Annotated in this window: 19 protein-coding genes; 14 read left to right on the forward strand and 5 right to left on the reverse strand. The window is 69.7% G+C overall.

Features of this window, described 5'->3' with window-relative positions; genetic code table 11:
- Positions 1-323: 323 nt before the first annotated feature.
- From G4Q83_RS02550 to G4Q83_RS02560, 3 genes are all read left to right on the forward strand, one after another.
- Positions 324-5,291, forward strand: coding sequence for an alpha-2-macroglobulin family protein (locus tag G4Q83_RS02550; RefSeq protein WP_128419648.1), 4,968 nt, complete (start codon positions 324-326; stop codon positions 5,289-5,291).
- Between the two features lie 344 nt (positions 5,292-5,635).
- A complete protein-coding gene (locus G4Q83_RS02555) occupies positions 5,636-8,515 on the forward strand; it encodes a TonB-dependent receptor (protein WP_128419647.1) in 2,880 nt (959 codons plus the stop codon).
- Between the two features lie 37 nt (positions 8,516-8,552).
- Positions 8,553-9,497 (forward strand): glycerophosphodiester phosphodiesterase family protein, encoded by a 945-nt coding sequence (locus G4Q83_RS02560; RefSeq protein WP_128419646.1) that lies wholly within the window; start codon positions 8,553-8,555, stop codon positions 9,495-9,497.
- A 104-nt stretch (positions 9,498-9,601) separates the two neighbouring features.
- On the opposite strand, the gene G4Q83_RS24405 is transcribed toward G4Q83_RS02560, so the two are convergent.
- The gene (locus tag G4Q83_RS24405; RefSeq protein ID WP_185817330.1) at positions 9,602-10,216 is read right to left on the reverse strand and encodes a winged helix-turn-helix domain-containing protein; all 615 of its coding nucleotides are present in this window, start codon (positions 10,214-10,216) and stop codon (positions 9,602-9,604) included.
- A 338-nt stretch (positions 10,217-10,554) separates the two neighbouring features.
- Here G4Q83_RS24405 and G4Q83_RS22880 point away from each other — a divergent pair, with 338 nt between their 5' ends.
- Positions 10,555-11,460 carry an ATP-binding cassette domain-containing protein gene (locus G4Q83_RS22880; protein WP_246432357.1) on the forward strand — a complete coding sequence of 302 codons (906 nt, stop codon included), beginning with the start codon at positions 10,555-10,557 and terminating at the stop codon, positions 11,458-11,460.
- A 228-nt stretch (positions 11,461-11,688) separates the two neighbouring features.
- Here G4Q83_RS22880 and G4Q83_RS02575 read toward each other — a convergent pair whose 3' ends face one another.
- Complete coding sequence (locus G4Q83_RS02575; RefSeq protein ID WP_128419645.1) at positions 11,689-12,261, reverse strand: DUF3016 domain-containing protein; 573 nt, start codon at positions 12,259-12,261, stop codon at positions 11,689-11,691.
- A 201-nt stretch (positions 12,262-12,462) separates the two neighbouring features.
- On the opposite strand from G4Q83_RS02575, the gene G4Q83_RS02580 reads away from it, so the two are divergent.
- The 5 genes from G4Q83_RS02580 to G4Q83_RS02600 all read left to right on the forward strand — a co-directional run bounded on the left by G4Q83_RS02580 (position 12,463) and on the right by G4Q83_RS02600 (position 17,151).
- Positions 12,463-12,933 carry a hypothetical protein gene (locus G4Q83_RS02580; protein WP_170069147.1) on the forward strand — a complete coding sequence of 157 codons (471 nt, stop codon included), beginning with the start codon at positions 12,463-12,465 and terminating at the stop codon, positions 12,931-12,933.
- 86 nt (positions 12,934-13,019) lie between these two features.
- On the forward strand, positions 13,020-13,202 hold the full coding sequence (locus G4Q83_RS02585; RefSeq protein WP_128419644.1) for a hypothetical protein: 183 nt from the start codon (positions 13,020-13,022) through the stop codon (positions 13,200-13,202).
- Between the two features lie 160 nt (positions 13,203-13,362).
- Positions 13,363-15,357, forward strand: a complete 1,995-nt coding sequence (locus G4Q83_RS02590) for a PAS domain-containing hybrid sensor histidine kinase/response regulator (RefSeq protein ID WP_128419643.1) — start codon at positions 13,363-13,365, stop codon at positions 15,355-15,357.
- Between the two features lie 65 nt (positions 15,358-15,422).
- Positions 15,423-15,710 (forward strand): DUF3247 family protein, encoded by a 288-nt coding sequence (locus G4Q83_RS02595; protein ID WP_128419642.1) that lies wholly within the window; start codon positions 15,423-15,425, stop codon positions 15,708-15,710.
- A gap of 106 nt (positions 15,711-15,816) precedes the next feature.
- Complete coding sequence (locus tag G4Q83_RS02600; protein WP_386272420.1) at positions 15,817-17,151, forward strand: PQQ-dependent sugar dehydrogenase; 1,335 nt, start codon at positions 15,817-15,819, stop codon at positions 17,149-17,151.
- A gap of 219 nt (positions 17,152-17,370) precedes the next feature.
- Here the strand turns inward: G4Q83_RS02600 and G4Q83_RS02605 are convergent, their stop codons facing one another.
- Positions 17,371-17,634, reverse strand: coding sequence for a hypothetical protein (locus tag G4Q83_RS02605; RefSeq protein ID WP_128419641.1), 264 nt, complete (start codon positions 17,632-17,634; stop codon positions 17,371-17,373).
- A gap of 142 nt (positions 17,635-17,776) precedes the next feature.
- Between G4Q83_RS02605 and G4Q83_RS02610 the strand changes: the two genes are divergently transcribed.
- Positions 17,777-18,850 carry a class I SAM-dependent methyltransferase gene (locus G4Q83_RS02610; protein ID WP_128419640.1) on the forward strand — a complete coding sequence of 358 codons (1,074 nt, stop codon included), beginning with the start codon at positions 17,777-17,779 and terminating at the stop codon, positions 18,848-18,850.
- Positions 18,847-19,560, forward strand: a complete 714-nt coding sequence (locus G4Q83_RS02615; RefSeq protein WP_128419639.1) for a pseudouridine synthase — start codon at positions 18,847-18,849, stop codon at positions 19,558-19,560. Before G4Q83_RS02610 ends, G4Q83_RS02615 begins: the two co-directional genes overlap by 4 nt.
- 71 nt (positions 19,561-19,631) lie before the next feature.
- On the opposite strand, the gene G4Q83_RS02620 is transcribed toward G4Q83_RS02615, so the two are convergent.
- Both G4Q83_RS02620 and G4Q83_RS02625 read right to left on the reverse strand, forming a co-directional pair.
- Positions 19,632-20,192: a DUF1415 domain-containing protein gene (locus G4Q83_RS02620; protein WP_128419638.1), complete on the reverse strand. Its 561-nt coding sequence runs from the start codon at positions 20,190-20,192 to the stop codon at positions 19,632-19,634.
- 65 nt (positions 20,193-20,257) lie between these two features.
- Positions 20,258-20,740 carry a YajQ family cyclic di-GMP-binding protein gene (locus G4Q83_RS02625; protein ID WP_128419637.1) on the reverse strand — a complete coding sequence of 161 codons (483 nt, stop codon included), beginning with the start codon at positions 20,738-20,740 and terminating at the stop codon, positions 20,258-20,260.
- Positions 20,741-20,847: 107 nt separating this feature from the next.
- Here G4Q83_RS02625 and G4Q83_RS02630 point away from each other — a divergent pair, with 107 nt between their 5' ends.
- The 3 genes from G4Q83_RS02630 to G4Q83_RS02640 all read left to right on the forward strand — a co-directional run bounded on the left by G4Q83_RS02630 (position 20,848) and on the right by G4Q83_RS02640 (position 23,588).
- Complete coding sequence (locus G4Q83_RS02630) at positions 20,848-21,774, forward strand: DMT family transporter (RefSeq protein WP_128419636.1); 927 nt, start codon at positions 20,848-20,850, stop codon at positions 21,772-21,774.
- A gap of 114 nt (positions 21,775-21,888) precedes the next feature.
- The gene (locus tag G4Q83_RS02635) at positions 21,889-22,896 is read left to right on the forward strand and encodes a methionine ABC transporter ATP-binding protein (protein WP_128419635.1); all 1,008 of its coding nucleotides are present in this window, start codon (positions 21,889-21,891) and stop codon (positions 22,894-22,896) included.
- Entirely contained in the window at positions 22,893-23,588 is a 696-nt protein-coding gene (locus G4Q83_RS02640) for a methionine ABC transporter permease (RefSeq protein WP_128419634.1), read from the forward strand. The genes G4Q83_RS02635 and G4Q83_RS02640 overlap by 4 nt, the downstream gene beginning before the upstream one ends.
- Positions 23,589-23,695: the final 107 nt, after the last annotated feature.

A 23,695-nucleotide genomic window follows, 5' to 3' on the forward strand; every position in this document is an offset into this window, starting at 1 on the left:
GCGGCTTAGGTCGTGAATGGCTCTCCCTGTAAAGCTCGTCGCGACTGATGGCCCGAGGCCACCTGGAGTCGCTCCCACAAGTGGCATCACTTGGATCGAAAGTGTTCTAGGAGTGGCTTCAGTTCAGCCCCGGCCGGTTCCGGAGCCGTGGAGGTTTCCCACTGCGCCCGTCGCGAGGTTGGCGTCCCGTCCGCGCCGCCGCCGCGATCCCCGCAACCTCATTTGCCGGGCACGGCGAACGCCACGCCTGCGCTCGCCGCACTCTGGCCCTCCGGCCGTCGCCTTCGCGTTCTATACTCGCGTCACTTTCACGGAGCGAACGCATGCATACGGAGTCGAAGCGGCAGTGGAACGTCCTGCGCGCCGGGCTGTTGAGCACTTTCCTGCTGCTGGGCCTGGCGCTGGCGCTGGGCGGCTGCAAGCGCAACGAATCGGGGCAGTTGCCCGATGCCAGCGGCGAGCCGGTGCAGGGCCGGAAGGAAGCGATGAAGGGCTTCGGCCTGGTCCGCGCCTATCCCGACCAGAAGCGCGACGGATTGTCGCTGGCGCTGGAATTCTCGCGGCCGCTGGTCGGCACCCAGGACTTCGACACGCTGCTGCGCTTCGAGGAGAAGGTCGGCGCCGACGGCAGCGCCTGGTCGCTGTCCGACGACGGCAAGACCCTGCGCTATCCGTACGTGGAAGCGGCCAAGGACTACACCGTGCTGATCTCCGCCGACCTGCTCGCCGCCGACGGCAGCCGCCTGGGCAAGCCGCTCAAGCAGAAGGTCTACACCGGCGAACTGGAGCCGGCGGTCGGCTTCGCCTCGCAGGGCAGCGTGTTGCCCGCGCGCGAGAGCCGCGGCCTGCCGGTGGTGTCGCTCAACGTGCCGGACGTAGACGTGGAGTTCATGCGGGTGAAGGAAGGCGCGCTGCCGGCGTTCTTCGCCCAGTACCAGCGCGGCGGCCGCCGCGGCAGCTGGGAGATGGACAGCGACTACAGCGACCGTACCCCGATCGCGCAGCTGGCCGAGTCGGTCTACGTCAACCGCTTCGTGCTCGGCGGCGACAAGAACGAACGCGCGCTGACCTATCTGCCGATCCAGGACATCGAGGAACTGCAGGCGCCGGGCCTGTACTTCGCGGTGATGAAGCGCCCGGGCCGCTTCGAGAACGAATACGACACCGCCTTCTTCACCGTCAGCGACATCGGCCTGCACGCGCGCGCCTACCAGGACAAGCTGTTCGTGCACACCGCCTCGCTGCAGAGCGGCGAGCCGCTGAAGAAGGTGGAACTGCGCATCCTCGACGCCAAGGGCGAGCTGTTCCTGAAGGGCGAGACCGACGCCAACGGCAATGCACTGCTGCACTACACGCTCGACGCCGGCCAGGTGCTGGTGGCGCGCAGCGGCAACGACCTGTCGATGCTGCCGTTCAACCAGCCGGCGCTGGACCTGAGCGAGTTCGCCGTGGCCGGGCGCGAGAACGCCTGGTTCGACGTGTTCGCCTGGTCCGGCCGCGACCTGTACCGCCCCGGCGAGACGCTGCGCGTGTCGGCGCTGCTGCGCGACAACGACGGCAGGCCGGTGGCCAGCGGCGGCAAGGGCGCGCAGCCGGCCGGTGGTCAACCGGTGTTCCTGCGCCTGAAGCAGCCCGATGGCAAGATCTTCCGCGAGACCCGCCTACTGCCGGGCGAGCAGGGCTATTTCAGTTTCGAGCAGTTGATTCCCGCCGATGCGCCGACCGGGCGCTGGCAAGTGGAGTTCCGCACCGACCCGGCCAGCAAGGAAGCGGTGCAGGGCATGACCCTGCGCATCGAGGAGTTCCTGCCCGAGCGCATGAAGCTGGACCTGGACAGCGCGCAGAAGACGCTCAAGCCGGGCGAGCCGTTCAAGCTGCAGGCCAGCGCCGCCTACCTGTACGGTGCGCCGGCCGACGGCAACCGTTTCACCGCCAAGCTGGCGGTGGCGGTCGAGCAGCATCCGGTCGACGCGCTGCCCGGCTATTTCTTCGGCGACCCGACGCTGCAGCTGCCGCGCGAAGCCAAGGACGCGATCGATACCGAATTCGGCGCCGACGGCAAGATCGCCGAGGACCTGGCGCTGCCGGACGATGCCAAGCCGACCAGCCCCATCGCCGCGCTGGTCTCGGCCAGCGTGTACGAGACCGGCGGGCGTACCGTCACCCGCACCCTCAAGCGCGTGCTGTGGCCGGCGCCGGCGCTGGTCGGGGTGCGTCCGCTGTTCGACGACAAGGACGGCGCCGATGCCAACGCCAATGCGCGCTTCGAGCTGATGCGGGTCGACGCGCGGGGCAGGCCGCAGCCGGCCAAAGGGCTGAAGGCGACCCTGGTGCGCGAGCTGCGCGACTACCACTGGACGTTCACCGACAACCGCTGGGACTACGACTTCACCCGCCGCTTCGAGAACAAGCAGAGCATCTCCGTCGATGCCGGCAGCGGCGCGGCCAGGTTCGACTTCCCGGTGGAGTGGGGCGAGTACCGGGTGGACGTGTTCGATCCGTCCACCGGCCTGACCACGCGCTATCCGTTCCGCGCCGGCTGGAGCTGGAATGACGCCAACCGCGGCCTGGACGCGCGCCCGGACAAGGTCAAGCTGGCGCTGGACAAGACCGCCTACCGGGCCGGCGACACGCTGAAGGTCACCCTGACCCCGCCGCACGCCGGTCCCGGCGTGCTGATGGTCGAGAGCGACAGGATGCTGTACGTGCAGGACATCGACGTGAAGCCGGGCAGCCGCTTCGAGATCCCGGTGACCAAGGACTGGGAACGCCACGACGTCTACGTCACCGCACTGGTGTTCCGCGGTGGCTCGGCATCGAGCAAGATCACCCCGGCGCGCGCGGTCGGCGTGGCCTTCGTGCCGATGGAGCGCAAGACCCGGCGCGTGGCGGTGGGCCTGGTCGCGCCCAAGCAGATGCGTCCGGAGCAGCCGCTGCCGGTCACGGTCAGCGTGCCGGAACTGGCCGGCAAGCAGGCGCACGTGACCATCTCCGCGGTCGACGTGGGCATCCTCAACATCACCCGCTTCCCGGTGCCCGACGCCAACGCGCAGTTCTTCGCGCAGCGGCGCCTGGGGGTGGACGCCTACGACATCTACGGCCGCGTGATCGAGAGCTTCGAGGGCGGCACCGGCAAGCTGCGCTTCGGCGGCGACATGGCGCTGGCGGCGTTGCCGCAGGCCAAGCGCCCGACCGCGCGGGTGCAGACCGTGGACCTGTTCTCCGGCTCGGTGAAGCTCGACGCCAAGGGCAATGCGCGGGTGCAACTGCCGGTGCCGGACTTCAACGGCACGCTGCGGGTGTCGGCGCTGGTGTATTCGGACGAGCGCTACGGCAACCGCGACGTGGAGACGCTGGTGCGCGCGCCGATCGTGGCCGAGGCCAGCATGCCGCGGGTGATGGCGCCGGGCGACCGCAGCACGGTCACCCTGGACGTGCAGAACTTCACCGGGCAGCCGGGCGAGTTCAAGGTGCGGGTGGACGGCGAAGGCCCGCTGGCGGTCGCCGAGAACGCGCGCAGCGCCAAGCTCGGCAAGGACGGCAAGGCCACGCTCAGCTTTCCGCTGGTGGCGCAGGAGGGCTATACCGTGGCCAAGGTGCGGGTGCGGGTGGACGGCAACGGCTTCGCCGTGGACCGCCGCTACGACCTGCCGGTGCGCGCGGCGTGGCCGTCGGTGCTGCGCGCGCAGACCCGCGTGCTGGACGCGTCTGCGACCGGCGGGCTGGCGCCGGTGACGCTGGGCATGGCCGATGCCGAGGGCCTGATGGCCGGCTCGGTCAACGCGCGCATGCTGGTCAGCGCGTTGCCGCCGATCCCGTTCGCCAGCGCGCTGCAGGGCGCGCTGGAGTACCCGTACGGCTGCGCCGAGCAGACCACCAGCAAGGGCTACGCCGCGCTGCTGCTCGACGACGCCACCGCCAGGCTGCTCGGCGCCAAGGGCCTGGACGCGGCCACCCGCCGCGCGCGCATGGAAGGCGCGTTCGGGCGGCTGGCGTCGATGCAGATCTCCAGCGGCCACTTCTCGATGTGGGGCGACGACGGCTACGTCAATCCGGGCCTGACCCCGTACATCGCCGAGTTCCTGCTCGACGCCAAGGACGCCGGCTTCGCGGTGCCCGACAACGTGCTGCAGAAGGCGCTCAACCGGCTCAGCGAGGACCTGCTGTCCGGCGGCAACAACTTCTACGGCCAGGACCGCCGCGAGAACCTGAAGTTCGCCAACCAGGCCTGGTCCGGCTACGTGCTGGCGCGGGTCAACCGCGCCCCACTGGGCACGCTGCGCGCGCTGTACGACAACGACCGCGGCAAGGCGCTGACCGGCCTGTCGCTGGTGCACCTGGGCGTGGCGCTGTCGCTGCAGGGCGACAAGAAGCGTGGCGAGGCGGCGATCGCGGCCGGCTTCGCCAAGGACAGCGGCGACCGTCCGCCTTACTTCGGCGACTACGGCAGCGTGATCCGCGACGACGCGCTGATGATCGCGCTGCTGCACGAGCGCGGCCTGGCCAAGCCCGAGTACGACGCGCGCGCGGTGGCGCTGGGCCGCGAGATCGACGCGCGCCGCCGCGGCGGCTGGCTGTGGCTGAGCACCCAGGAGCAGGTGGCGCTGGCGCGCATGGGCAAGGCGCTGCTGGCCAACCAGAGTAAGCTGGTGTCCGGGCAGCTGGCGATCGGCGACAGCAACGAGGCGATCGGCGCGGCCAAGGCCTTCGGCCGCCTGTTCGGCGAGGCCGAGTTGGCGCGCGGGGTCAGCTTCGTGCCGCAGGGCGAGGCGCCGATGTACGCCAGCCTGGAAATCGCCGGCATCCCGCGCAAGGCGCCGGAGGTGGACGAGAGCACGCTGAAGGTGGAGCGCGAGTGGTACGGCACCGACGGCAAGCCGTGGACGCCGCGGCCGCTGAAGGAAGGCGAGGCGTTGATCGTGCGCGTCACCGTCACCTCCAACGTGAGCATGCCCGACGCGCTGCTGACCGACCTGCTGCCGGCCGGCCTGGAGATCGAGAACTTCAACCTGGGCGACGCCAAGCAGTGGGCCGACGTGGTGGTGGACGGCATCGAGATCAGCGACCGTTCCAACGCCGCCGACGTCAAGCACGAGGAGTTCCGCGACGACCGCTACGTGGCCGCGCTGAGCCTGGCATCGGGCAGCAAGGCGCAGGTGTTCTACCTGGTGCGTGCGGTGACCCCGGGCACCTACACGGTGCCGCCACCGCTGGTCGAGGACATGTACCGTCCCGACCTGCGCGGGGTGGGGCGCAGCAACCCGGGCACGATCAGCGTCGTGCAGCCCTAGCGGGCGACGGCCGGGGCACGCGCCAGTCCGGCCGCAGGTGAAACGGAGACGACGATAGGGCCTTTGTGGCCCTATCGTCGTTTTGGTGCGCGCACGATGCCGGTGCGCACGACGTCGCCCGCGCACGCCTCGTCCTGCCACGTCCTGTCAGCGGCGACGGCGTACACAGCATTCCCGCCCACTCGGCGCGCGCTGCCCGGCACCCATAACGCCCGCCGATCCGCGGCCGCTCCCGCTTCGCGCTTGCCGCTGTCCGCAGCGTGCCATCGGCCTGTCATTCCCCGGGACTAAATTTAACTACTTTTAAGTTATTAATTGCATTCCGACCTTTCCAGGGAGACGAGATGACGCGTTCGCACCACCGCCACCAGCGCGCCCTGCTGGTGTGCCTGCTCGCCGCCGCCTGCCAGGCCGCCCTCGCGCAGCAGGCGGCGACGCCGTTGCCGCCCGCCGCCACGGACACCGACGGCACCGAGACCGCCGCCGCCGCGTCGCCGCCGGCTGGCGAGACCGCCAAGACCCTGGACAGCGTGGTCGTCACCGGCGTGCGCAAGGCCAACGCCGCGGCGATCGAGAGCAAGCGCGCGGCCACCAACATCACCGACGTGGTCAGTTCCACCGACGTGCGCGCGCTGCCGGACACCACCATCGTCGAGGCGCTGCGCCGCATTCCCGGCCTGTCGGTGCTGCCGGCGACCGACAACGAGCATCCGCGCGACGAGGCGGCCACGCCGGTGCTGCGCGGCCTCGGCCCGTCCTACAACAACGTCACCATCGACGGCCTGACCGTGGCCTCGCCGGGCACGCCGAACGGTACGCTCGGCTCGATCACCCGCGGCGTGCGCCTGGACATCCTGCCGGCCTCGATGGTCAGCGAACTGCAGGTGGTCAAGACCTTCACCCCCGACCTGGACCCCAACGCCACCGGCGGCGCGATCAACCTGCGCACGCGCAGCGCGTTCGAGAACGGCGGCAAGCCGTTCTTCACCAGCGAGGCCGCGCTGGGCCACGCCAACGACGTCGGCAAGCCGCGCGACCAGGACGATCCCGGCTACCGCCTCGGCGCCACCGGCAGCACCACCTTCGGCGGCGACCGCCAGTACGGCCTGACCCTGTCGGGCAACTACCAGACGCTGAGCAGCTACACCGAAACCCACATGACCACCGACACGGTGCACTACGGGTTCTACGACGCCAACGGCGTGCTGCAGAGCGGCAGCAACCTCGGCAACGGCTGGGCGGTGCCGCAGCAGGACAAGTACTGGTACGTGATGGACAAGCGCGACCGCTACGGCCTGACCGGCAAGTTCGAGGCGCGCCCCAGCGCCGACCTGCAGGCCTACGTCACCGCGGGCTACTACTATTTCAAGGACGACATGCAGCGCAACGAGCTGATCATCGATCCGCGCAACCGCAATCGCGTCTACAACCAGACCGCGACCTCCGGCAGCTATCCGGCCGGCGACATCGAGGTCGGCTATTCCAACCAGGTCACCACCACCCGCACCAAGCTCGGCCAGGCCGGCATGGAATGGCGTCCGGACGACCGGCAGGTGTTTTCCGCGCGCGGCTCGTGGTCGGATGCGACCTACGACGAGCCGATCCAGATGTTCAAGTACGTCACCGGCGCCTCGCGCCCGGCGGCGGTCGCGGTCGGCCAGACCGGGCCCGGCGTCACCGTCGTTCCCAGCGCCGACTACGCCTTCAGCTACGACACCTCGGCGCTGAACCAGCGCTTCCCGGTGGCGCCGCAGGCGTACTCCGACTACGACAACTACAGCCTGTTGTACTGGCGCCCGGACTACAAGCGCAGCGCGCGCGACCGCATCCTCACCGGGCGCCTGGACTACGGCTTCAACCAGGGCGAGCAGGACCGCGGCCTGGGCTTCGGCGCCGGCCTGGCGTACACCACCGACAAGCCGTCGTTCGACATCCATCGCGACGACTACGAGCCGAACCGCAGCGCGCCGGCACTGAACATCGCCGACGTGCTGGCACCGTCCAACGCGCCGCTGCGCTATCTGGGCCTGAACCTGATCACCATCGACCCGGACAAGGCCCGGCGCGTGCTGCAGTCCACGCCGCTGAGCGCGTTCAACAGCACCGACCAGTCGGCCTTCAGCAACCAGGACAACTTCAGCCATATCGAAAAGATCTTCGGCGCCTACGGCCTGGTCGGCTATCGCGCCGAGGCGTTCAACGTGGAGGCCGGCCTGCACTACGACGACACCGAGCAGTCCACCGTCGGCCGCCAGCGCCAGCTGGATACGGCCAGCGGCAAATACGTCTACGTCGATGCGCCGACCGATTCGCATTACGCCAACCTGCTGCCGTCGGCGATCATGACCTACCACCTCGGCGATCGCCTCGACCTGCGCGCCGGCGCCAGCCGCACGCTCGGCCGCCCGCCGTACGACGCCTACGCCGCGCGCACCTCGATCGGCTTCGTCAACAGCACCGACGCCGGCAATCCCAATGCGCAGGGCGTGACCGTGACCGTGGGCAATCCGGACATCAAGCCGCGCATCTCGACCAACCTGGACCTGTCGCTGGAATGGCGCCTGCCCGACGATGTCGACGGCATGCTCGCCGCGGCGGTGTTCAACAAGCGCATCCAGGACGAGATCTTCACCCTGTCGCGCACCGACCAGTTCAGCTTCAACGGCACCACCTATTCGAACGTGCTGATCAGCACCCCGGCCAACGCTTCCAGGGCGCACGTGCGCGGCCTGGAACTGAGCGCGGTGCTCAACACCTTGCTGCCCGGCGTGCCGGCGCTGTCCGGGTTGGGCGCCAGCGCCAACCTGGCGGTGCTCGACGGCGGCATGGACGTGCCGTACAGCGTCGGCAGCGCGCCGAAGGTGAGCCAGCGCCAGCGCAGCGTCGATCGCCTGGTCGGCCAGCCCGGCTACACCGCCAACGCCTCGCTGTTCTACAGCGTCGGCGGGCTGGAACTGCGCGCGGCCTACAACCGCCAGGGCAAGGCGTTGCGCGCCATCGTCAGCAACATCGACTGGCAGGACCTGTACTGGTCGCCGCGCTCGCAGCTGGACCTGTCGGCGACCTACGCGATCAACAAGCAGGTCAGCGTGGTCGGCCAGGTCGGCAACATCACCCACAGCCGCATCACCAGCGTGACCGGGCCGGGCCAGAACCTGTTGAAAGACACCTACTCGGTGCCGACCACCTACTGGTTCGGCATTCGCTTCACGCCTTCTCTTTAAAAACGTTTAATCCCTTAATCCTCGGATTCCTATTCCCATGAAATCTTCCCTGTTGCCGCTCCTGCTGCTGGGCAGCGCCCTGGCCGGCTCCGCCGTCGCGGCGCCCGCCGGCAGTGCCGCCAGCCAGGCGCGTCTGGCCGACCCGGCCGGCGGCATCTTCGTCATCGCCCATCGCGGCTGCCACAATCCCGCGCCCGCGCACGGCTTTCCCGGCCATGCGCCGGAGAACTCGCTGGCCGGCCTGGAGCGCTGCGTGGCGATGGGCGTGGACATGCTCGAGACCGACATCCGCCGCGCCGCCGACGGCACCCTGGTGATGTTCCACGACGCCAGCGTCGAGCGCACCACCGACGGCCGCGGCAAGGTCGCCGAGCTGACCTGGGCGCAGCTGTCGCGGCTGCGCCTGCGCGACGACGAGGGCGGCGCCGATGCGCCGCTCACCGATCAGCATCCGCTGACCCTGGAGCAGATGCTGGCCGCGGCCAAGGGTCGGATCCTGCTCAATCTCGACGTCAAGGCGCCAATCTATTCGGAAGTGGCGGACGCGGTGCGGCGCGCCGGCATGCAGCGCCAGGTCGTGCTCAAGACCGAGGTCGGCGTGCGCAGCCAGCCGCTGGCGTCGCTGCCGCCGTTCGACCGGATCAACTTCACCCCGGTACTGCTCAATCCGCCGGGCAGCGACGACCTGCTGCAGACCGTGCGCACCCAGATCGGCGGCAAGGTGCGTCCGGTCGCGATCGAACTGCCGCGGATGCGCGCCGAACAGCTGCCGGCGCTGGCCGCGCTGGCCAGGCAGCGGCACGTGCGGCTGCTGGTCAATACGCTCTGGCAGGGTTTCGTCGCCGGCTACGGCGGCGACGCCGACGCGCTGCGCGATCCGGATGCGGTATGGGGGCGGTTGTACCGCGCCGGGATCGGCGCGTTCCAGACCGACGAACCGGAAGCCCTGCTGCACTACCGCGCCTCGCTCGAACGGCGCTGAGCGCGCGCGGCGCCCCGCGCGGCTGTCCTTATTGACCAGAAATACATGATCTTGAATCAAGCTGCATAGCGGACGCACCTGGCCGCGATTGGTCGCCGTCGACGTCACCGACCGGCCTTCGCGTCGGCTCGCCACGCGCCGCTCGGGCGTCTTGCCCATCGGTGCGTAGGAGCGGCCTCGTACATGGACCGAGCCCAGCCCCGTTTCCTCGCCCCACTGGATTTGCGCGCCTTCGGTTTTTGCCCGGCGCGCCATCTCCGGGGACGTCTCGCTCCGCCATGCCTGCACCGCTTCCGTCGCTGCTCGCAGGCCCGCCTCATCGGCTTTTGCGGTGTGAAGCCCCAGCGCGCCGGATACAGGCCGACACCCTGCCATGTCAGCGTCAAACCGCATCGCGGCCGGATCAACGCCCGCACGGCATGTCGCGTCCAAAACGCGAACGACATCTTCGACTGGCCCTGCATCCGCTCGCGCACCAGGACGCGAAGGCCCACTCCCTGTTGCTGCGTCAGCGCGCAACCTCCATTCACCGAACGTCCGCCGGGTTCGTCGCGCAGGGCCGTCGCGCCTTCGAGCGCAGATCGCTTGCAGATGTCGAACACCCCCGTACGGGACAGGTCCGTCTGCTCGGCAATCTCTTCGTAGGTCCAGCCGCGCTTGCGCAGGGCGATCGCCTGCCGACGCCGCTCTTCCCGTGCCTCACGAGGAAGCGATCTCATCTCGCGTTTTCCATGTCCCCCACAGGAGAAGCGATTTCCAGATGTCAAGATCAACTATTTCGAATCAATAATGGTCGGCGCGCGTCCGCCCGCGGACGCGGCGGTTTCGCTCAGGCATGGCGACATGCAGCCGTTTCAATGGGTTGCCGGGTTTCGCCGATTGGCATGCAGCCTGCTCTGCAATGCCCATGGATATCGCGAAGTCTCCGCACCGTTCGCTGTGGCGCCACCGGCGCCGTTGGCTGGCGCCGGCCGCAGGTGCCGTCCTGCTGCTGGACGTGGCGCGCGGTGATTTCGTCGGATCCGCCAGCGCGCGCGAAGTGCTGGAACTGGTCGGCATGCACCACCGCCACCGGCACTATCCGGGGCAGTTGTCCGGCGGCCAGCAGCCGCGCGTGGCAGTGGCGTGCGCGCCGGCCGGCAATCGGTCGATCCTGCTTGCCGACGAACCCGCCGGCAACCTCGACAGCCGCAACGGCGAGGCGGTGATGCAACTGCTGGAACAACTGCACGACAACGGCGTCGCGCTGTGCATGGTCGCCCACGATGCGGCGTTCGCGCGGCGCGCGCAGCGCATCGTGCACATGCTCGACGGGCGCATCGTCGACGAGGACGCCTTCGAACGCGTGCGCCACGCACAGGACCTGGCGCTGCCGGCATGCGCCGCGGTGTCTTGGGCCGAAGCGTGGCAGTCCTGGCGCGCGCTGGCGCGCAGGCCCGGCTATTTGCTGCTGGCAGTGCCGATCCTGGCGCTGGGCGTGGCCGCTGCCAAGGCGGTTCGCGCTGCTCGACCAGGCGCTGCGGCAGCCGCTGTCGTTCCCGCAGGCGCAGCAACTGGCCACCCTGGGCGTGGCCGGCGGCGGCAACCGCAACCTCGCCGCGCCCGGCTACTACCCGCCGCTGCGGCGCATGCCGAGCCTGCCGGCGGCAGGCATCGTGCGCGGGTTTCCGGCGCCGACCAACATCGCTCGCGGCGATGCCGGCGAGGGGGTCCCGGCGATCAGCGCCGACGAGGGTTTCCCGCGCGCTTTCGGCCTGCCGATGGCGGCGGGGCGCAACGTCAGCGCCCAGGAAAGCCGGCCCAGCGGTCCGCAGGCGGTGATCCTCGGCCATCGCTTCTGGCAACGCGATTCGGCGGCGACCCGGCGGCGGTGGGGCGCATGCTGCAGGTGCAGGGCACGCCGGTGCAGGTCGTCGGCGTGCTGTCGGCGCGACTTCCCCTCCGGCCGAGCCGTTCGACCTGATCCGCACCATGCAGCCGGATCTGGCTGCGACCAACCTGTCCACCCACGAGTTCGGCGTCGCGCGGCGGCGATCGAGGGCCTGCTGCGCGACAGCCCGCACATGAACGCGTGGCGGCGGGCGGGAGCTGCAGCAACAGCCGCCGAACGCATTGCCGTTCAGCCGCGACCAAGGGCCTGAGCCCCGCACCCGCCACGACCAACCCGCCCGAGGGCGCGCCAAAGCCGACCTCAGCGCTCGGCCACTGCCGCCTGGTTGCCGCCGAACTGGCGGCGCAGCCAGTCGTCGATGAGGCGCTTCTCGTAACGCAGCGGATCGTTGTTCAGGCCGATCGAACTGTTGAGCAGATAGCTGCTGTCGAGCAGCTTGCGTTCGCCCTGATCCAGCACCCGGCCGTCGGCGCCGTACAGCGTGAAGTTCAAGGCGATGCGCGGAGGGTAGATGTCGCGCATGACCCGCACGTCGTTCCATTGCAGGCTGTGCCAGGGCTCGTAGTCGCCGGCGCGTTTGATGTCGGTCAGCTCCACGTCCAGCCGCTGTCCGGGGGCCAGTTGCTTGCCCGCGCGCTGCTGCAGGTAGTCGGCCAGTTCGCGTACCCAGTCGCCGCGCTGCGCTTCCCAGCGGTTGCGGCTGTAGCGCAGTTCGCTGAACGCGGCCGGATCGGTCCAGCGCACCTGCACCGGATTGTCGCCCTCGGTGCTGCGAGCGGCTTGCGGGTCGGTGACAGTGCGGGTCGCGGCGCCGGCTCCACCCGCCAGCAGGCAGGCCAGGGCCAGCGCCGTCCAGGCGTATCGGATCTTCATGGCGGATCTCCACGGGGGCGGATCAGGCCAGTGTGTGCCTGCGCGCGTGCCGCCGCAATCGCGCCGCCGCCCGGTGCCGCCGCCGTTCTTCGCCGGTTCATGGGCGCCCGCGGCAGGTGACATCCGGTTCACGCCGCGTCGCCGTGTGCTTCACGGCACCCACGCGACCATGGCCGCCACACACCGTGATTCGGGGATCGCATGAAGATGCCGTTGTTCCATCAAGCCCACGCGGTGTCCGACGTGCGCCTGCAGTTCATCGACTGGGCCAAGCGGCACGGGCACAGTCCGGCGAGCGGCGCAGCCAGTTTCGTCGACCAGCAGGCGGACCTGGATGCCGCGGCGCGGCATCTGCGGCTGGCGCCGGGCGAGGACGTGCGCCAGGAATTGCGCCGCTACCTGGCTTCGCTCGGCGAGCAGCAGGACGTGGCGGTGCAGTTTCCGCCGATCTATGCCTATCGCAATCGGCAGGGACAGGGTTTCCGCTATTCGCTGACCCTGGTGCTGGCCGAGAGCGGGGTCGAGTGGAAAGCCCGGGTCTGGACCGGCCTGGAGTATCTGGGCCTGATCGTCGGCCGCGGCGCCGGCCCGCGTGCCAACTACACGCGCCTGGCACGGATGGCGGTGGAGCGCGAGCTGAGCAGCGACTGCCCCCGTTTCACGCTCGGCTAGGCTGAGGAAATCGCTCATGTCGTGCGCGATCGCACCGGAGGAAGCCGCCGCGCCCGAGCGGTCGGTGCCGGCCGCAATGCCGCCAGTTGGGCGTGGTGCGCGTGCAGCGGATGCTGGGCCAGTCGCCGCCGCCGCTGTGGCGCGAAGAGGCCGAACGCTGGCTGGAGGAGCAGACGCTGCGCAGCGCGCAGCTGACGCAGTGGGGCGTGTGTGCGGGGATCGCGCTGTCGCTGTTGGGCATTGTGCTGGTCCTCGCCCTCCTCTGGTGAATGCCGCACCGCGTTGCCGCATGGCTTGACGTCGGCCGATCGGCTTAACAAGATGCGGGTTCCGTCTCGCCGTGCTGGATCCCGAGCAACCCTTATCGCGCCGTGGACGCGAATCGCGTCGCCGCATCCGCAGGCCGTTTTTTCCAGAGCAAACCCTGTCATGCATGTCAGCACCGAATCCTCCTCTTCGTCGTGCACGCCTGACCTGCACTACCGCGAGATTTTCGACAAGATCGATTCCGGTTTCTGCGTGGTGCAGGTGCTGTTCGACGGGGAAGGGCGCGTGGCGGATTACGTGTTCCTGCAGGTCAACTTGGCCTTCGAACGCGAGACCGGCATGCGCGACGTGGTCGGCAGGCGCGTGCGCGAGCTGTCGCCGACCCAGGAAGAACACTGGTTTCGCATGTTCGGCGACGTGGCGCTGAGCGGGCGCTCGGCCAAGTTCGAGAACTACGCGGCCGCATTGGGCCGCTGGTGGGCGGTGGACGCGTTCCGGGTCGGCGCGCCGGAACAGCGATTGGTCGCCATGCAGTTCCTCGACATCACCGAGCGCAAGCGCGTGGAGCGCGATCTGGCCGAAAGCGAGGCACGCTTCAGCGCGCTCGCCGAAGGCCTGCCGATGCCGGTATGGGTGCTGGACGCCACCGGCCAGCTGCGCTTCACCAACAGCGCCTATGCCGACTTCTTCGGCATCGGCGCGCAGGCCGACGGCACGCGGCCGGGTTGGGGCGAAGTGCTGCACCCGGAGGACGCCGGGGCGTTCGCATTCGAGTTGCGCGGCGCGCTGGACGAGCAGCGCAACCTGCGCGCGCTGGTGCGGGCGCGCCGCCACGACGGCGAGTGGCGCTGGATCGAGCTGACGGCGGTGCCGCGCTATGCGGCCGAAGGCGAATTCATCGGCCTGGCCGGCAGCAGCCAGGACGTCACCGAGCGCCGCGACATCGAGCTGGCCCGCGAGCAGTTGCTCGAATCGGAGCGCAGCGCGCGCGGTGCCGCCGAAAGCATGGCGCGGCTGAAGGACGAGTTTCTGGCCACGCTGTCGCACGAACTGCGTACTCCGCTGACCACCATCCTGGGCTGGAGCGACCTGCTGCTGCAGCGGCTGCCGCCTGGCGATCCGAGCAGCAAGGGATTGTCGGTGATCGCCAGCAGCGCACGCGCGCAGCAGCGCCTGATCTCGGACATGCTCGACCTGAGCAGCATGCTGTTGGGCAAGGTGCAACTGGAAGTGGAAGCACTGGACCTGGCCGAGCAGGTGCACGAGGCGCTGCGTGCCCAGGAACCGGTGGCCGAAGGCAAGGACCAGATCCTGACCCTGCGCGCGCCGGCCCATCGGAGCCTGGTGCTGGGCGACGCCACGCGCCTGCAGCAGGTGTTCTGGAACCTGTTGTCGAACGCGATCAAGTTCACTCCGGCGCATGGCCGCATCGAGCTGGCGATCGACGTCGATGCCGACGGCGAGCACGCGACGGTGGCGGTGCGCGATTCCGGCGATGGTATTCCGCCGGAATTCCTGCCGCATCTGTTCGGCCGTTTCCGCCAGGCCGACGGCACCACCACGCGCCTGCACGACGGCCTGGGCCTGGGTCTGGCGATCGTGCAGCAGCTGGTGGAGATGCACGGCGGCCAGGTCAGCGCGGCCAGCGACGGCCGCGGCTGCGGATCGGTGTTCACCGTGCGCCTGCCGCTGCACCGCGACGAGCCGGGCACGCGGCCGCTGCGCGAGGTGCGCGCCTTCGCGATGGCCGAGCGGGTGGTGGAAGCCCATGCGCTGAAGGGCATGCGCCTGCTGGCGGTGGAAGACCAGCCGGAGATGCTCGATTATCTGCGCCGCCTGCTCGAGGAGCAGGGAGCGGAAGTGGTCACGGCCAGCTCCGCCAGCGAGGCGCTGGAAGTGCTCGACGGGGGCCACCACCGCATCGACGTGATGCTCACCGACATCGGCATGCCGGGCATGGACGGCTACGGCCTGATCCGCACGATCCGCGAGAACATGGGTCTGCAGGCGGCCGAGCTGCCGGCCGTGGCGGTGACGGCGCTGGCGCGCGCCGACGACCGCCGCCGCGCGCTGCAGTGCGGCTTCCAGGAGCACCTGGCCAAGCCATACAGCGTGGCGCAACTGGTGTCGGCGGTGCGCTTCGCGCGCCAGCAGTAGCCGTTTTCCGGGGTTTTCACGCCGCTGCCGCTAGGTTGCACGGGTTTCCCCGCTAGGAAACGCGCATGGCCACGTACGCCGACGTGGTGCACACCGACCCCGCCGCGATCGCCGCGCTGCAGGCGTGGCTGCCGGCATTGCCGGAGCAGGCGCAGGTCCTGCTGCTGGACGACGGCAGCCGGGTCGGCGGCACGGTGTCGGTCCGTCCCACCTTGCAGACCTTTCGCGACCGCGAGGAGCGCGAAGGCATCAACGGCCTGCTGCGCCTGGACGATCCGCTGCATCCCGAACAGCAGCACTACGTCTGGCTGGACCGGATCGGCGAGGTACAACCGTTGGCGCCGGCGCCCTGACCGCAGCGCGCCGTGCAATGCCGGATTTGACATCTATTTCACGCTTGCCGAGCGCGCGCTGTGCATCATCGGTGGCCATGTCGACACCATGGAGCGCCGAGTAACGATGATGCGACGTCCGCTGTCCCCCGCCCGTTGGGCACTCTGCCTGCTGTCCGCCGCCACGCTGGGCGCCTGCGGCGATACCGCCAAGCACCCCATCGAGGATGGAATGGGGCCCGACCCGGTGTTGCCCGATCCGGTCAAGCGCATCATCCCCACGGTGAAGGTCGCCGAGGTCAAGCGCTGGGCCGAAGGCGCCGCGCCGGCGCCGGCCGCCGGCCTCGCGGTGCAGGCCTTCGCCCGCGAGCTGGACCACCCGCGCTGGCTGTACGTGCTGCCCAACGGCGACGTGCTGGTGGCCGAGACCGCGGCGCCGCCGGCGCCGGAAAAGGAAAGCAGCGGCCTGCGCGACAAGATCCAGGGCGCGATGATGTCCAAGGCCGGTTCGGCCGTGCCCAGCGCCAACCGCATCACCCTGCTGCGCGATGCCGACGGCGATGGCGTGGCCGAGGTGCGCACGCAGTTCCTCAAGGGCCTGTACTCGCCGTTCGGCATGGCCCTGGTCGGCGACCGCCTGTACGTCGCCAATGCCGATGCGCTGGTCAGTTTCCCCTACAAGGACGGCGACACGCAGATCGGCGCCGCCCCCAGTTTCGTCGCCAACCTGCCCGGCGGCATCAATCATCACTGGACCAAGAGCCTGCTGGCCAGCCGCGACGGCAGCAAGCTCTACGTCGGCGTGGGCGCCAACAGCAACGTCGCCGAAAACGGCATGGACGAAGAACTCAACCGCGCCGCGGTCCTGGAAGTGGATGCGCACAGCGGGGCGACCCGGGTCTTCGCCAGCGGCCTGCGCAACCCGGTGGGACTGGCTTGGCAATCCGGCGCGGACACGCTGTGGGCGGTGGTCAACGAGCGCGACGAGCTCGGCAGCGACCTGGTGCCCGACTACCTGACCTCGGTGCGCGAGGGCGGCTTCTACGGCTGGCCGTACAGCTACTACGGCCAGCACCTGGACGAGCGCGTGAAGCCGCAGAACGCGGAGATGGTGGCCAGCGCGATCAAGCCGGACTATGCGCTGGGCGCACACACCGCCTCGCTCGGATTGACCTTCTACGAAGGCACGCTGTTGCCGCCGGTGTATCGGGGCGGCGCCTTCATCGGCCAGCACGGCTCGTGGAACCGCGATCCGCCGTCCGGCTACAAAGTGGTGTACGTGCCCTTCGTCAGCGGCAAGCCTAGCGGCAAGGCGCAGGACGTGCTGACCGGCTTCCTCGATGCCGAAGGCAAGGCGCAGGGCCGCCCGGTCGGCGTGGCGGTGGACAAGCCCGGCGCGCTGCTGGTGGCCGACGATGTCGGCAACGTGATCTGGCGGGTGACGCCGAAGGCTGGGCCGTAGCCGGAATCGGCCGGGGGTGGTTCGCTGCGCCAGGCTCTTCTGCGGCCGGGCGGCAGTATCGGTGGAAGATCGCGATCAGTGGAAGATCGCGATTGGGATCGGAAGGAATGAATGTGGGAGCGACTCCAGCCGCTTCCACAGGGATTTGCATTTGGGTCGGAAGACGCCGCTCAGCAGGTGGAGAGCCGCGACGATCGATCCGAAGCCCTCCGCTTCCGCTCAATGCTCCACCGGCGCCGGATCCACGCCGAAGCGGCGCGCGTAGCCGCGCTCGCTGAACACGCGCTCCACCTCCGTATCGCCGAGTTCGGGCGCGGCATAGACCGCGTAGACAACGCTGCCGTCCTCGCGCTCGCCGCGTTGGTGCAGACGGTAGCGCGGACGCCCGGTGCCGGTGTTTTCCGGGTAGTGCAACGGTGGCTGGCTGCCGTCCAGGTCCACTTCGCTGTTGTCGACGACGCCACCGATGAACACTGCGCGCATATGCCTTTCCATCCGTTTGAGTGACCTGCAGCGTAGGCGCGCCGATGTTGCCATTGCATCAATGATCTGTTGGCTTAGCGCAAAATCGGGACGGCGCCGCGCTGCCGGTAGAATGCGCGTGCCCTGTCCGAACCCGATCCCGATGCCGGCCCTGCAAGATGCTCCCCTCGATACCCTGTTGCTGCCGTTCGCCCAGGGCGCGCTGCGCTGGCCGGCCGGCAAGGTGCTGTTCTTGCGCGCGCGCGACGGCTGGGCGCTGCGCCAGCACGCGCAGCCGGCGCAACTGGTCTGCGAACAGGGCTATCGTCCGTTCGCGACCGTCCTGCAGCAGGGCGGCTGGCGGGTCCGCACCGAGGATGCCGGCGACCACGCCGATGCCGGCGTCCATGCGCTGGTGCTGGTGCTGCCGCCGCGCCAGCGCGACGAGGCGCGCGCGCTGCTGGCACGCGCGGTGGCGCTGGCCGCGCCGGGCGCCACGGTGGTGGCCTGCCAATCCAACAACGAAGGCGCGCGCTCTGGCGAGGACGACCTGCAACAGCTGGCCGGCCTGGGCGGCAAGCTGACCAAGCACCACTGCCGCGTGTACTGGACCGCGCCGCTGCACGGCGGCCACGATACCGCGCTGCAGCAGCGCTGGGCGCAGTTGGACGCGCCGCGGCCGATCCTGGACGGGCGCTTCCGCAGCCGTCCCGGCGTGTTCGCCTGGGACCGCATCGACCCCGCTTCGGCGCTGCTGGCCGAACACCTGCCGGCCGACCTGGCCGGCCACGGCGCCGACCTCGGTGCCGGCTATGGCTATCTGTCGGCGGAACTGCTGGCGCGCTGCCCGCAGATCGCCGCGCTGGACCTGTTCGAGGCCGACGCGCGCGCGCTGGGGCTGGCCCGGTCGAACCTGGCGCGGGCGCCGGCCTCGGTGGCGGTGGGCTATCACTGGCACGATGTGACCGCGGGGCTGCCGGTGCAGTACGACGTCATCGTCAGCAACCCGCCGTTCCATGCGCCCGGGCGGCTGGAACGCCCTGACATCGGTCGCCGTTTCATCGCCGTCGCCGCGCAGGCGCTCAAGCCGGGCGGCCGGCTGTATCTGGTCGCGAACCGGCACCTGCCCTATGAGGCGGTGCTCGATGCCAGCTTCGGCGAGGTCTCGGTGCTCGCCAGCCGCGACGGCTTCAAGCTCATCCTGGCGGTGCGGGCCCGCGCCACGGTGCGTCGGTGAAGCTGGTCAAGCACCTGGCCAACCTCGGCTACGGCAGCCGCAAGCAGGTCGCGCGGATGTTCCGCGAAGGCCGCGTCACCGATGCCGGCGGCGAGGTGCTGTACGCCGACGACCGGGTCGAGCATGCGGCGATCCGGGTCGACGGCGAGGCCTTGGACCCGCCGCCGGGATTGCTCTTGGCGCTGCACAAGCCGGTCGGCTACACCTGCTCGACCAAGGACCCGGGACGCATCGTCTACGACCTGCTGCCGCCACGCTTGCGCCTGCGTTCACCGCTGCTGTCCACGGTCGGGCGATTGGACCGCGACACCAGCGGCCTGCTGCTGATGACCGACGACGGCGCGCTGCTGCATCGCATCGTCTCGCCGAAATCGCAGCTGGCCAAGGTCTACGAAGCGACCCTGGCCGAGGACCTGCGCGGCGACGAGGCGGCGCGGTTCGCCAGTGGCACGTTGCTGCTGGACGGCGAGACCGCCCCGCTGCTGCCGGTTGATCTGGAGACGCTGGGGCCGCGCCAGACGCGCATCACCCTGTACGAAGGCCGCTATCACCAGGCGCGGCGCATGTTCGCCGCGGTCGGCAACCACGTGGTCGCGCTGCACCGCAGCCGTATCGGCGGTTTCGCCCTGGGCGAGATGCCGGCCGGGCAGTGGCGTGCGCTGGAGGCGGCGGATTTGAAGCAGGTGTTTGGGGCTGGGAGTGGGGATTAGGGATTCGGGATCGGCCAAGCGCGGTCAGCGCGCTCCGGCGATCCGTGCTGTTGCCGATCACCAATGCCCAATCACGCATCCCGGCTCTCGAACAGCCGCTTCCAGCCGTCCAGGCCGAGTTTTTCCAGGGTCTGCAGGTTGCGCTCCACGATCACGTCCGCTTCCGGGAACGCGGCCACGGCGCGTTCGACGCTGTCCTCGCGCAGCAGGTGCAGGGTGGGGAAGGGCGCGCGGTTGGTGTAGTTGCCGATGTCGTCCGGCGCGGTGCCGGCGAACTGGTAGTGCGGATGGAAGCTGGCCACCTGCAGGATGCCGTGCAGGTCCAGCGCTTCCACCGCCGCGTCGGCGTTGTCCAGGAAATCGTTGTAGTCGAGGAAGTCGCCCAGCACCTGCGGATGCACGATCAACGTGGTGTCGATCTGCTCGGCCGGGGTGTCGCGCAGCAACAGCAGCTCCTCGCCCAGTTCCTCCAGCAGCGCTTCGGGCGTGGTCGCGTCGCTGAGCACGTAGCGCACCTGCCGCTTGACGTGCACCGCCTTGGCGAACGGGCACAGGTTCAGGCCGATCACCGCGCGTTCGAGCCACATGCGGGTCGCGGCGATCGGATCGGCGTTCGGGTTCGTGGCGTTCAAGGCGATTCCAACGGGCGAGGGGCGGTGATCGGGCGAGGCTGGCGACGGGGGGCGCCGGGTTCGGCTCAGTCGCGAAAATTCTCGAACTGCAGCGGCAGCTCGAAATCGCGCTTCTTCAGCAGCGCCATCACCTCCTGCAGGTCGTCGCGCTTCTTGCCGCTGATGCGCAGCTTGTCGCCGTTGATCTGCGCTTCCACCTTGAGCCTGGCGTCCTTGATCGTGGCGACGATCTTCTTGGCCAGCTTCTGCTCGATGCCCTGCTTGACCGTGATCTTCTGCCGGGCGCCGGCCAGGTTGGTCTCCACATCGCCCAATTCCATGCAGCGCACGTCGATGCCGCGCGCGATCAGCCGCGCACGCAGGATGTCGGTCATCTGCTTGACCTGGAAGTGGCTGGGCGCGGACTGGTGGATGACCTGCTCGTCGCGCTCGAACCTGGCTTCGACGCCCTTGAAGTCGAAGCGGGTGGATAGCTCGCGGTTGGCCTGGTCCACGGCATTGGTCAGTTCGTGGGTGTCGACTTCGGAGACGACATCGAAGGAAGGCATGGAGGTTCCTCGGGAAAGACGCCATATCCTACCGATCTCGCCGCAGCGCCGCTGCCGATGCGGCAGCGGTGCTGGGCGCTGCGCCCGATCGCGGCGATAATCCGCCGATGCCCGCTTCCCGTTCCAACGCCGCGGCCGCCGCCTGGATGGTCGCGGCGGTCGCTTGCTTCGCGCTGATGGATGCGGCGATGAAGCTGCTGGCCACGCACTATCCGGCGCTGCAGGTGGCCATGCTGCGCGGGGGCGCTTCGCTGCCGTTCGTGCTGCTGTGGGTGCTGGCCAGCGCCGGCCCGCGTTCGATCGTGACGGTGCGTTGGGGCCTGCATCTGCTGCGCGGCGTGCTCGGCATCGCCATGATCGGCTGCTTCGCCTGGGCGTTGCGCAGCCTGCCGCTGTCCACCGCGTACACGATCTACTTCGTCGCGCCGCTGCTGGTGGCGGCGTTGTCGGTGCCGTTGCTGGGCGAGCACGTCGGCCCGCGGCGCTGGGCCGCGATCGGCATCGGCCTGGTCGGGGTGCTGGTGGTGCTGCGCCCGGGCGTGGGCGGCTTCGTCTCGCTGCCGGGGCTGATGGTGCTGCTGGCCGCCACCGCCTACGCGGTCGCGTCGGTGTTGGTCAGCCTGCTGGCGCGCACCGATACGCCGCAGTCGCTGGTGGTCTGGTTCCTGCTCATCATGGCGCTGGGCGCCGGTGTGCTGGCGCTGCCGACCTGGGTGCCGCTGCGCCCGGCCGATGCCGGCTGGATCGCCACGCTGGGCCTGGCCGGCGCGCTGGGGCAGGTGGCCTTGACCGAGGCGTTCCGGCGCGGCGACGCCTCGCTGATCGCGCCGCTGGAGTACAGCGGCCTGATCTGGGTGATTCCGTGGGACTGGCTGCTGTGGCGCAAGCTGCCCGACGCCTGGACCTGGCTGGGCGCGGCGATCATCGTCGCCAGCGGGCTGTACCTGCTGCACCGCGAGCGCATCCGCGCCACCGTGCGTCCGCCGCCGCCGCCGCCGCCGCAGGCGCAGGCGCAGGCGCAGGCGCATCCGTAGCCGGCGCCGCTGCCGGCGACAGTGCGCGCAAGCGTTAGAATCGAATGGACTAACGCGCGCAACCTTGGCCTGCTAGGCTTTGCGCCCCCCCCTTCCGCTGCCGGCCCCCGCGCGTTGATCCAGTTCGAGCACCTGCACAAGTCCTACTCCCTCGCCGGCCAACCGGTCGTGGCGCTGCACCCGCTCGACCTGCGTATCGAGGCCGGCGAGGTGTTCGGCATCGTCGGCCACTCCGGCGCCGGCAAGTCGACCCTGATCCGGCTGATCAACCGGCTCGAGGAACCCAGCGGCGGACGCCTGCTGATCGACGACGAGGACGTCACCGCGCTGGACCGCACCGGGCTGCGCATGCTGCGCCAGCGCGTGGGCATGATCTTCCAGCACTTCAACCTGCTGTCCTCGCGCAGCGTCGCTAGCAACGTCGCCTTCCCGCTGGAGCTGGCCGGTACTCCGCGCGCGGAGATCGACGCGCGGGTGGCCGAACTGCTGGCCCGGGTCGGTCTGGCCGAGCACGCCGGCAAGTACCCGGCGCAGCTGTCGGGCGGACAAAAGCAGCGCGTCGGCATCGCCCGCGCACTGGCCACGCGGCCGCGCATCCTGCTGTGCGATGAGGCCACCAGCGCGCTGGATCCGCAGACCACCGCCTCGGTGCTGCGCCTGCTGGCGCAGATCAACCGCGAGCTGGGCCTGACCATCGTGCTGATCACCCACGAGATGGAGGTGATCCGCCGGGTCTGCGACCGCGTGGCGGTGCTCGACGCCGGACGCCTGGTCGAAAGCGGGCCGGTCACCGAGGTGTTTTTGCATCCGCGGCATCCGACCACACGCCGTTTCGTGTCCGAGGCCGAGCACGTCGACGCGGGCGAACTGCATTGTGACTTCGCCGCGGTGGGCGGGCGCATCCTGCGCCTGACCTTCCTCGGCGGCGATACCTACGCGCCGCTGCTCGGGCGCATCGCGCGCGCCACCGCGGTCGACTACAACATCCTGTCCGGGCGCATCGACCGGATCAAGGATACCCCGTACGGCCAGCTGACCGTGGCCCTGGTCGGCGGCGACGTGGACGCGGCGCAGGCCGCGTTCGCCGCCGCCGGCGTGCATGTGGAGGAACTGCGCCGATGATCCCGTTCGCCACCGTTGCCAGCGGGTTCTTCCGCAATCTCGACGCCGGCAAGTGGGCCGAGATCGGCAACGCCACGCTGGATACGCTGTTGATGCTCGGCGGCGCGCTGCCGCTAACCCTGCTGATCGGCCTGCCGCTGGGCGTGCTGCTGTTCCTGACCGGGCCGCGCCAGACTCACCAGCGGCCGCTGCTGTACGGCGCGTTGGCGCTGGCGATCAACGTGCTGCGCTCGGTGCCCTTCATCATCCTGATGATCGCGATGATCCCGCTGACGCTGTGGGCGATGGGTACCTCGCTGGGCGTGCGCGGCGCGATCCTGCCATTGGTGGTGGGGGCGGCGCCGTTCTACGCGCGGCTGGTGGAGACCGCGCTGCGCGAAGTGGACCGCGGCGTGGTCGAGGCCAGCCTGGCGATGGGCGCGACCACCTGGCAGCTGGTGGCGCGGGTGCTGCTGCCCGAGGCGCGGCCGGGGCTGATCGCCGGCGCGACGGTGACCACCATCGCGCTGATCGGCTTCACTGCGATGGGCGGCGCGATCGGTTCCGGCGGCCTCGGCGACCTGGCCTATCGCGACGGCTACCAGCGCTCGCACGCCGACGTGGCGCTGGTCACCGTGGTGGTGCTGCTGTTGCTGGTGCAAGCACTGCAGACGCTCGGCGATCGCCTGGTCGCGCACTACAGCCGGCGTTGAGCCGCATCGTTCTTGCATAGGTGCGGCGTCGGCCGCGGTCGGCATTTGCCGGTAGCGCGGTCGCGGCCGACGCCGCACCTGCCCCAAGCGACATGGGCCTTTCGCCG

Origin of the sequence: Xanthomonas theicola (assembly GCF_014236795.1) — a bacterium.
Lineage (GTDB): Bacteria > Pseudomonadota > Gammaproteobacteria > Xanthomonadales > Xanthomonadaceae > Xanthomonas_A > Xanthomonas_A theicola.

Coding starts and splice junctions, on each gene's coding strand:
- G4Q83_RS02600 (WP_386272420.1), top strand. CDS start 15,817: ATGATGCGACGTCCGCTGTCCCCCGCCCGTTGGGCACTCTGCCTGCTG.
- G4Q83_RS02550 (WP_128419648.1), top strand. CDS start 324: ATGCATACGGAGTCGAAGCGGCAGTGGAACGTCCTGCGCGCCGGGCTG.
- G4Q83_RS02610 (WP_128419640.1), top strand. CDS start 17,777: ATGCCGGCCCTGCAAGATGCTCCCCTCGATACCCTGTTGCTGCCGTTC.
- G4Q83_RS02580 (WP_170069147.1), top strand. CDS start 12,463: ATGAAGATGCCGTTGTTCCATCAAGCCCACGCGGTGTCCGACGTGCGC.
- G4Q83_RS02555 (WP_128419647.1), top strand. CDS start 5,636: ATGACGCGTTCGCACCACCGCCACCAGCGCGCCCTGCTGGTGTGCCTG.
- G4Q83_RS02575 (WP_128419645.1), bottom strand. CDS start 12,261: ATGAAGATCCGATACGCCTGGACGGCGCTGGCCCTGGCCTGCCTGCTG.
- G4Q83_RS24405 (WP_185817330.1), bottom strand. CDS start 10,216: ATGAGATCGCTTCCTCGTGAGGCACGGGAAGAGCGGCGTCGGCAGGCG.
- G4Q83_RS02625 (WP_128419637.1), bottom strand. CDS start 20,740: ATGCCTTCCTTCGATGTCGTCTCCGAAGTCGACACCCACGAACTGACC.
- G4Q83_RS02590 (WP_128419643.1), top strand. CDS start 13,363: ATGCATGTCAGCACCGAATCCTCCTCTTCGTCGTGCACGCCTGACCTG.
- G4Q83_RS02595 (WP_128419642.1), top strand. CDS start 15,423: ATGGCCACGTACGCCGACGTGGTGCACACCGACCCCGCCGCGATCGCC.
- G4Q83_RS02640 (WP_128419634.1), top strand. CDS start 22,893: ATGATCCCGTTCGCCACCGTTGCCAGCGGGTTCTTCCGCAATCTCGAC.
- G4Q83_RS02605 (WP_128419641.1), bottom strand. CDS start 17,634: ATGCGCGCAGTGTTCATCGGTGGCGTCGTCGACAACAGCGAAGTGGAC.
- G4Q83_RS02560 (WP_128419646.1), top strand. CDS start 8,553: ATGAAATCTTCCCTGTTGCCGCTCCTGCTGCTGGGCAGCGCCCTGGCC.
- G4Q83_RS02630 (WP_128419636.1), top strand. CDS start 20,848: ATGCCCGCTTCCCGTTCCAACGCCGCGGCCGCCGCCTGGATGGTCGCG.
- G4Q83_RS22880 (WP_246432357.1), top strand. CDS start 10,555: ATGCACCACCGCCACCGGCACTATCCGGGGCAGTTGTCCGGCGGCCAG.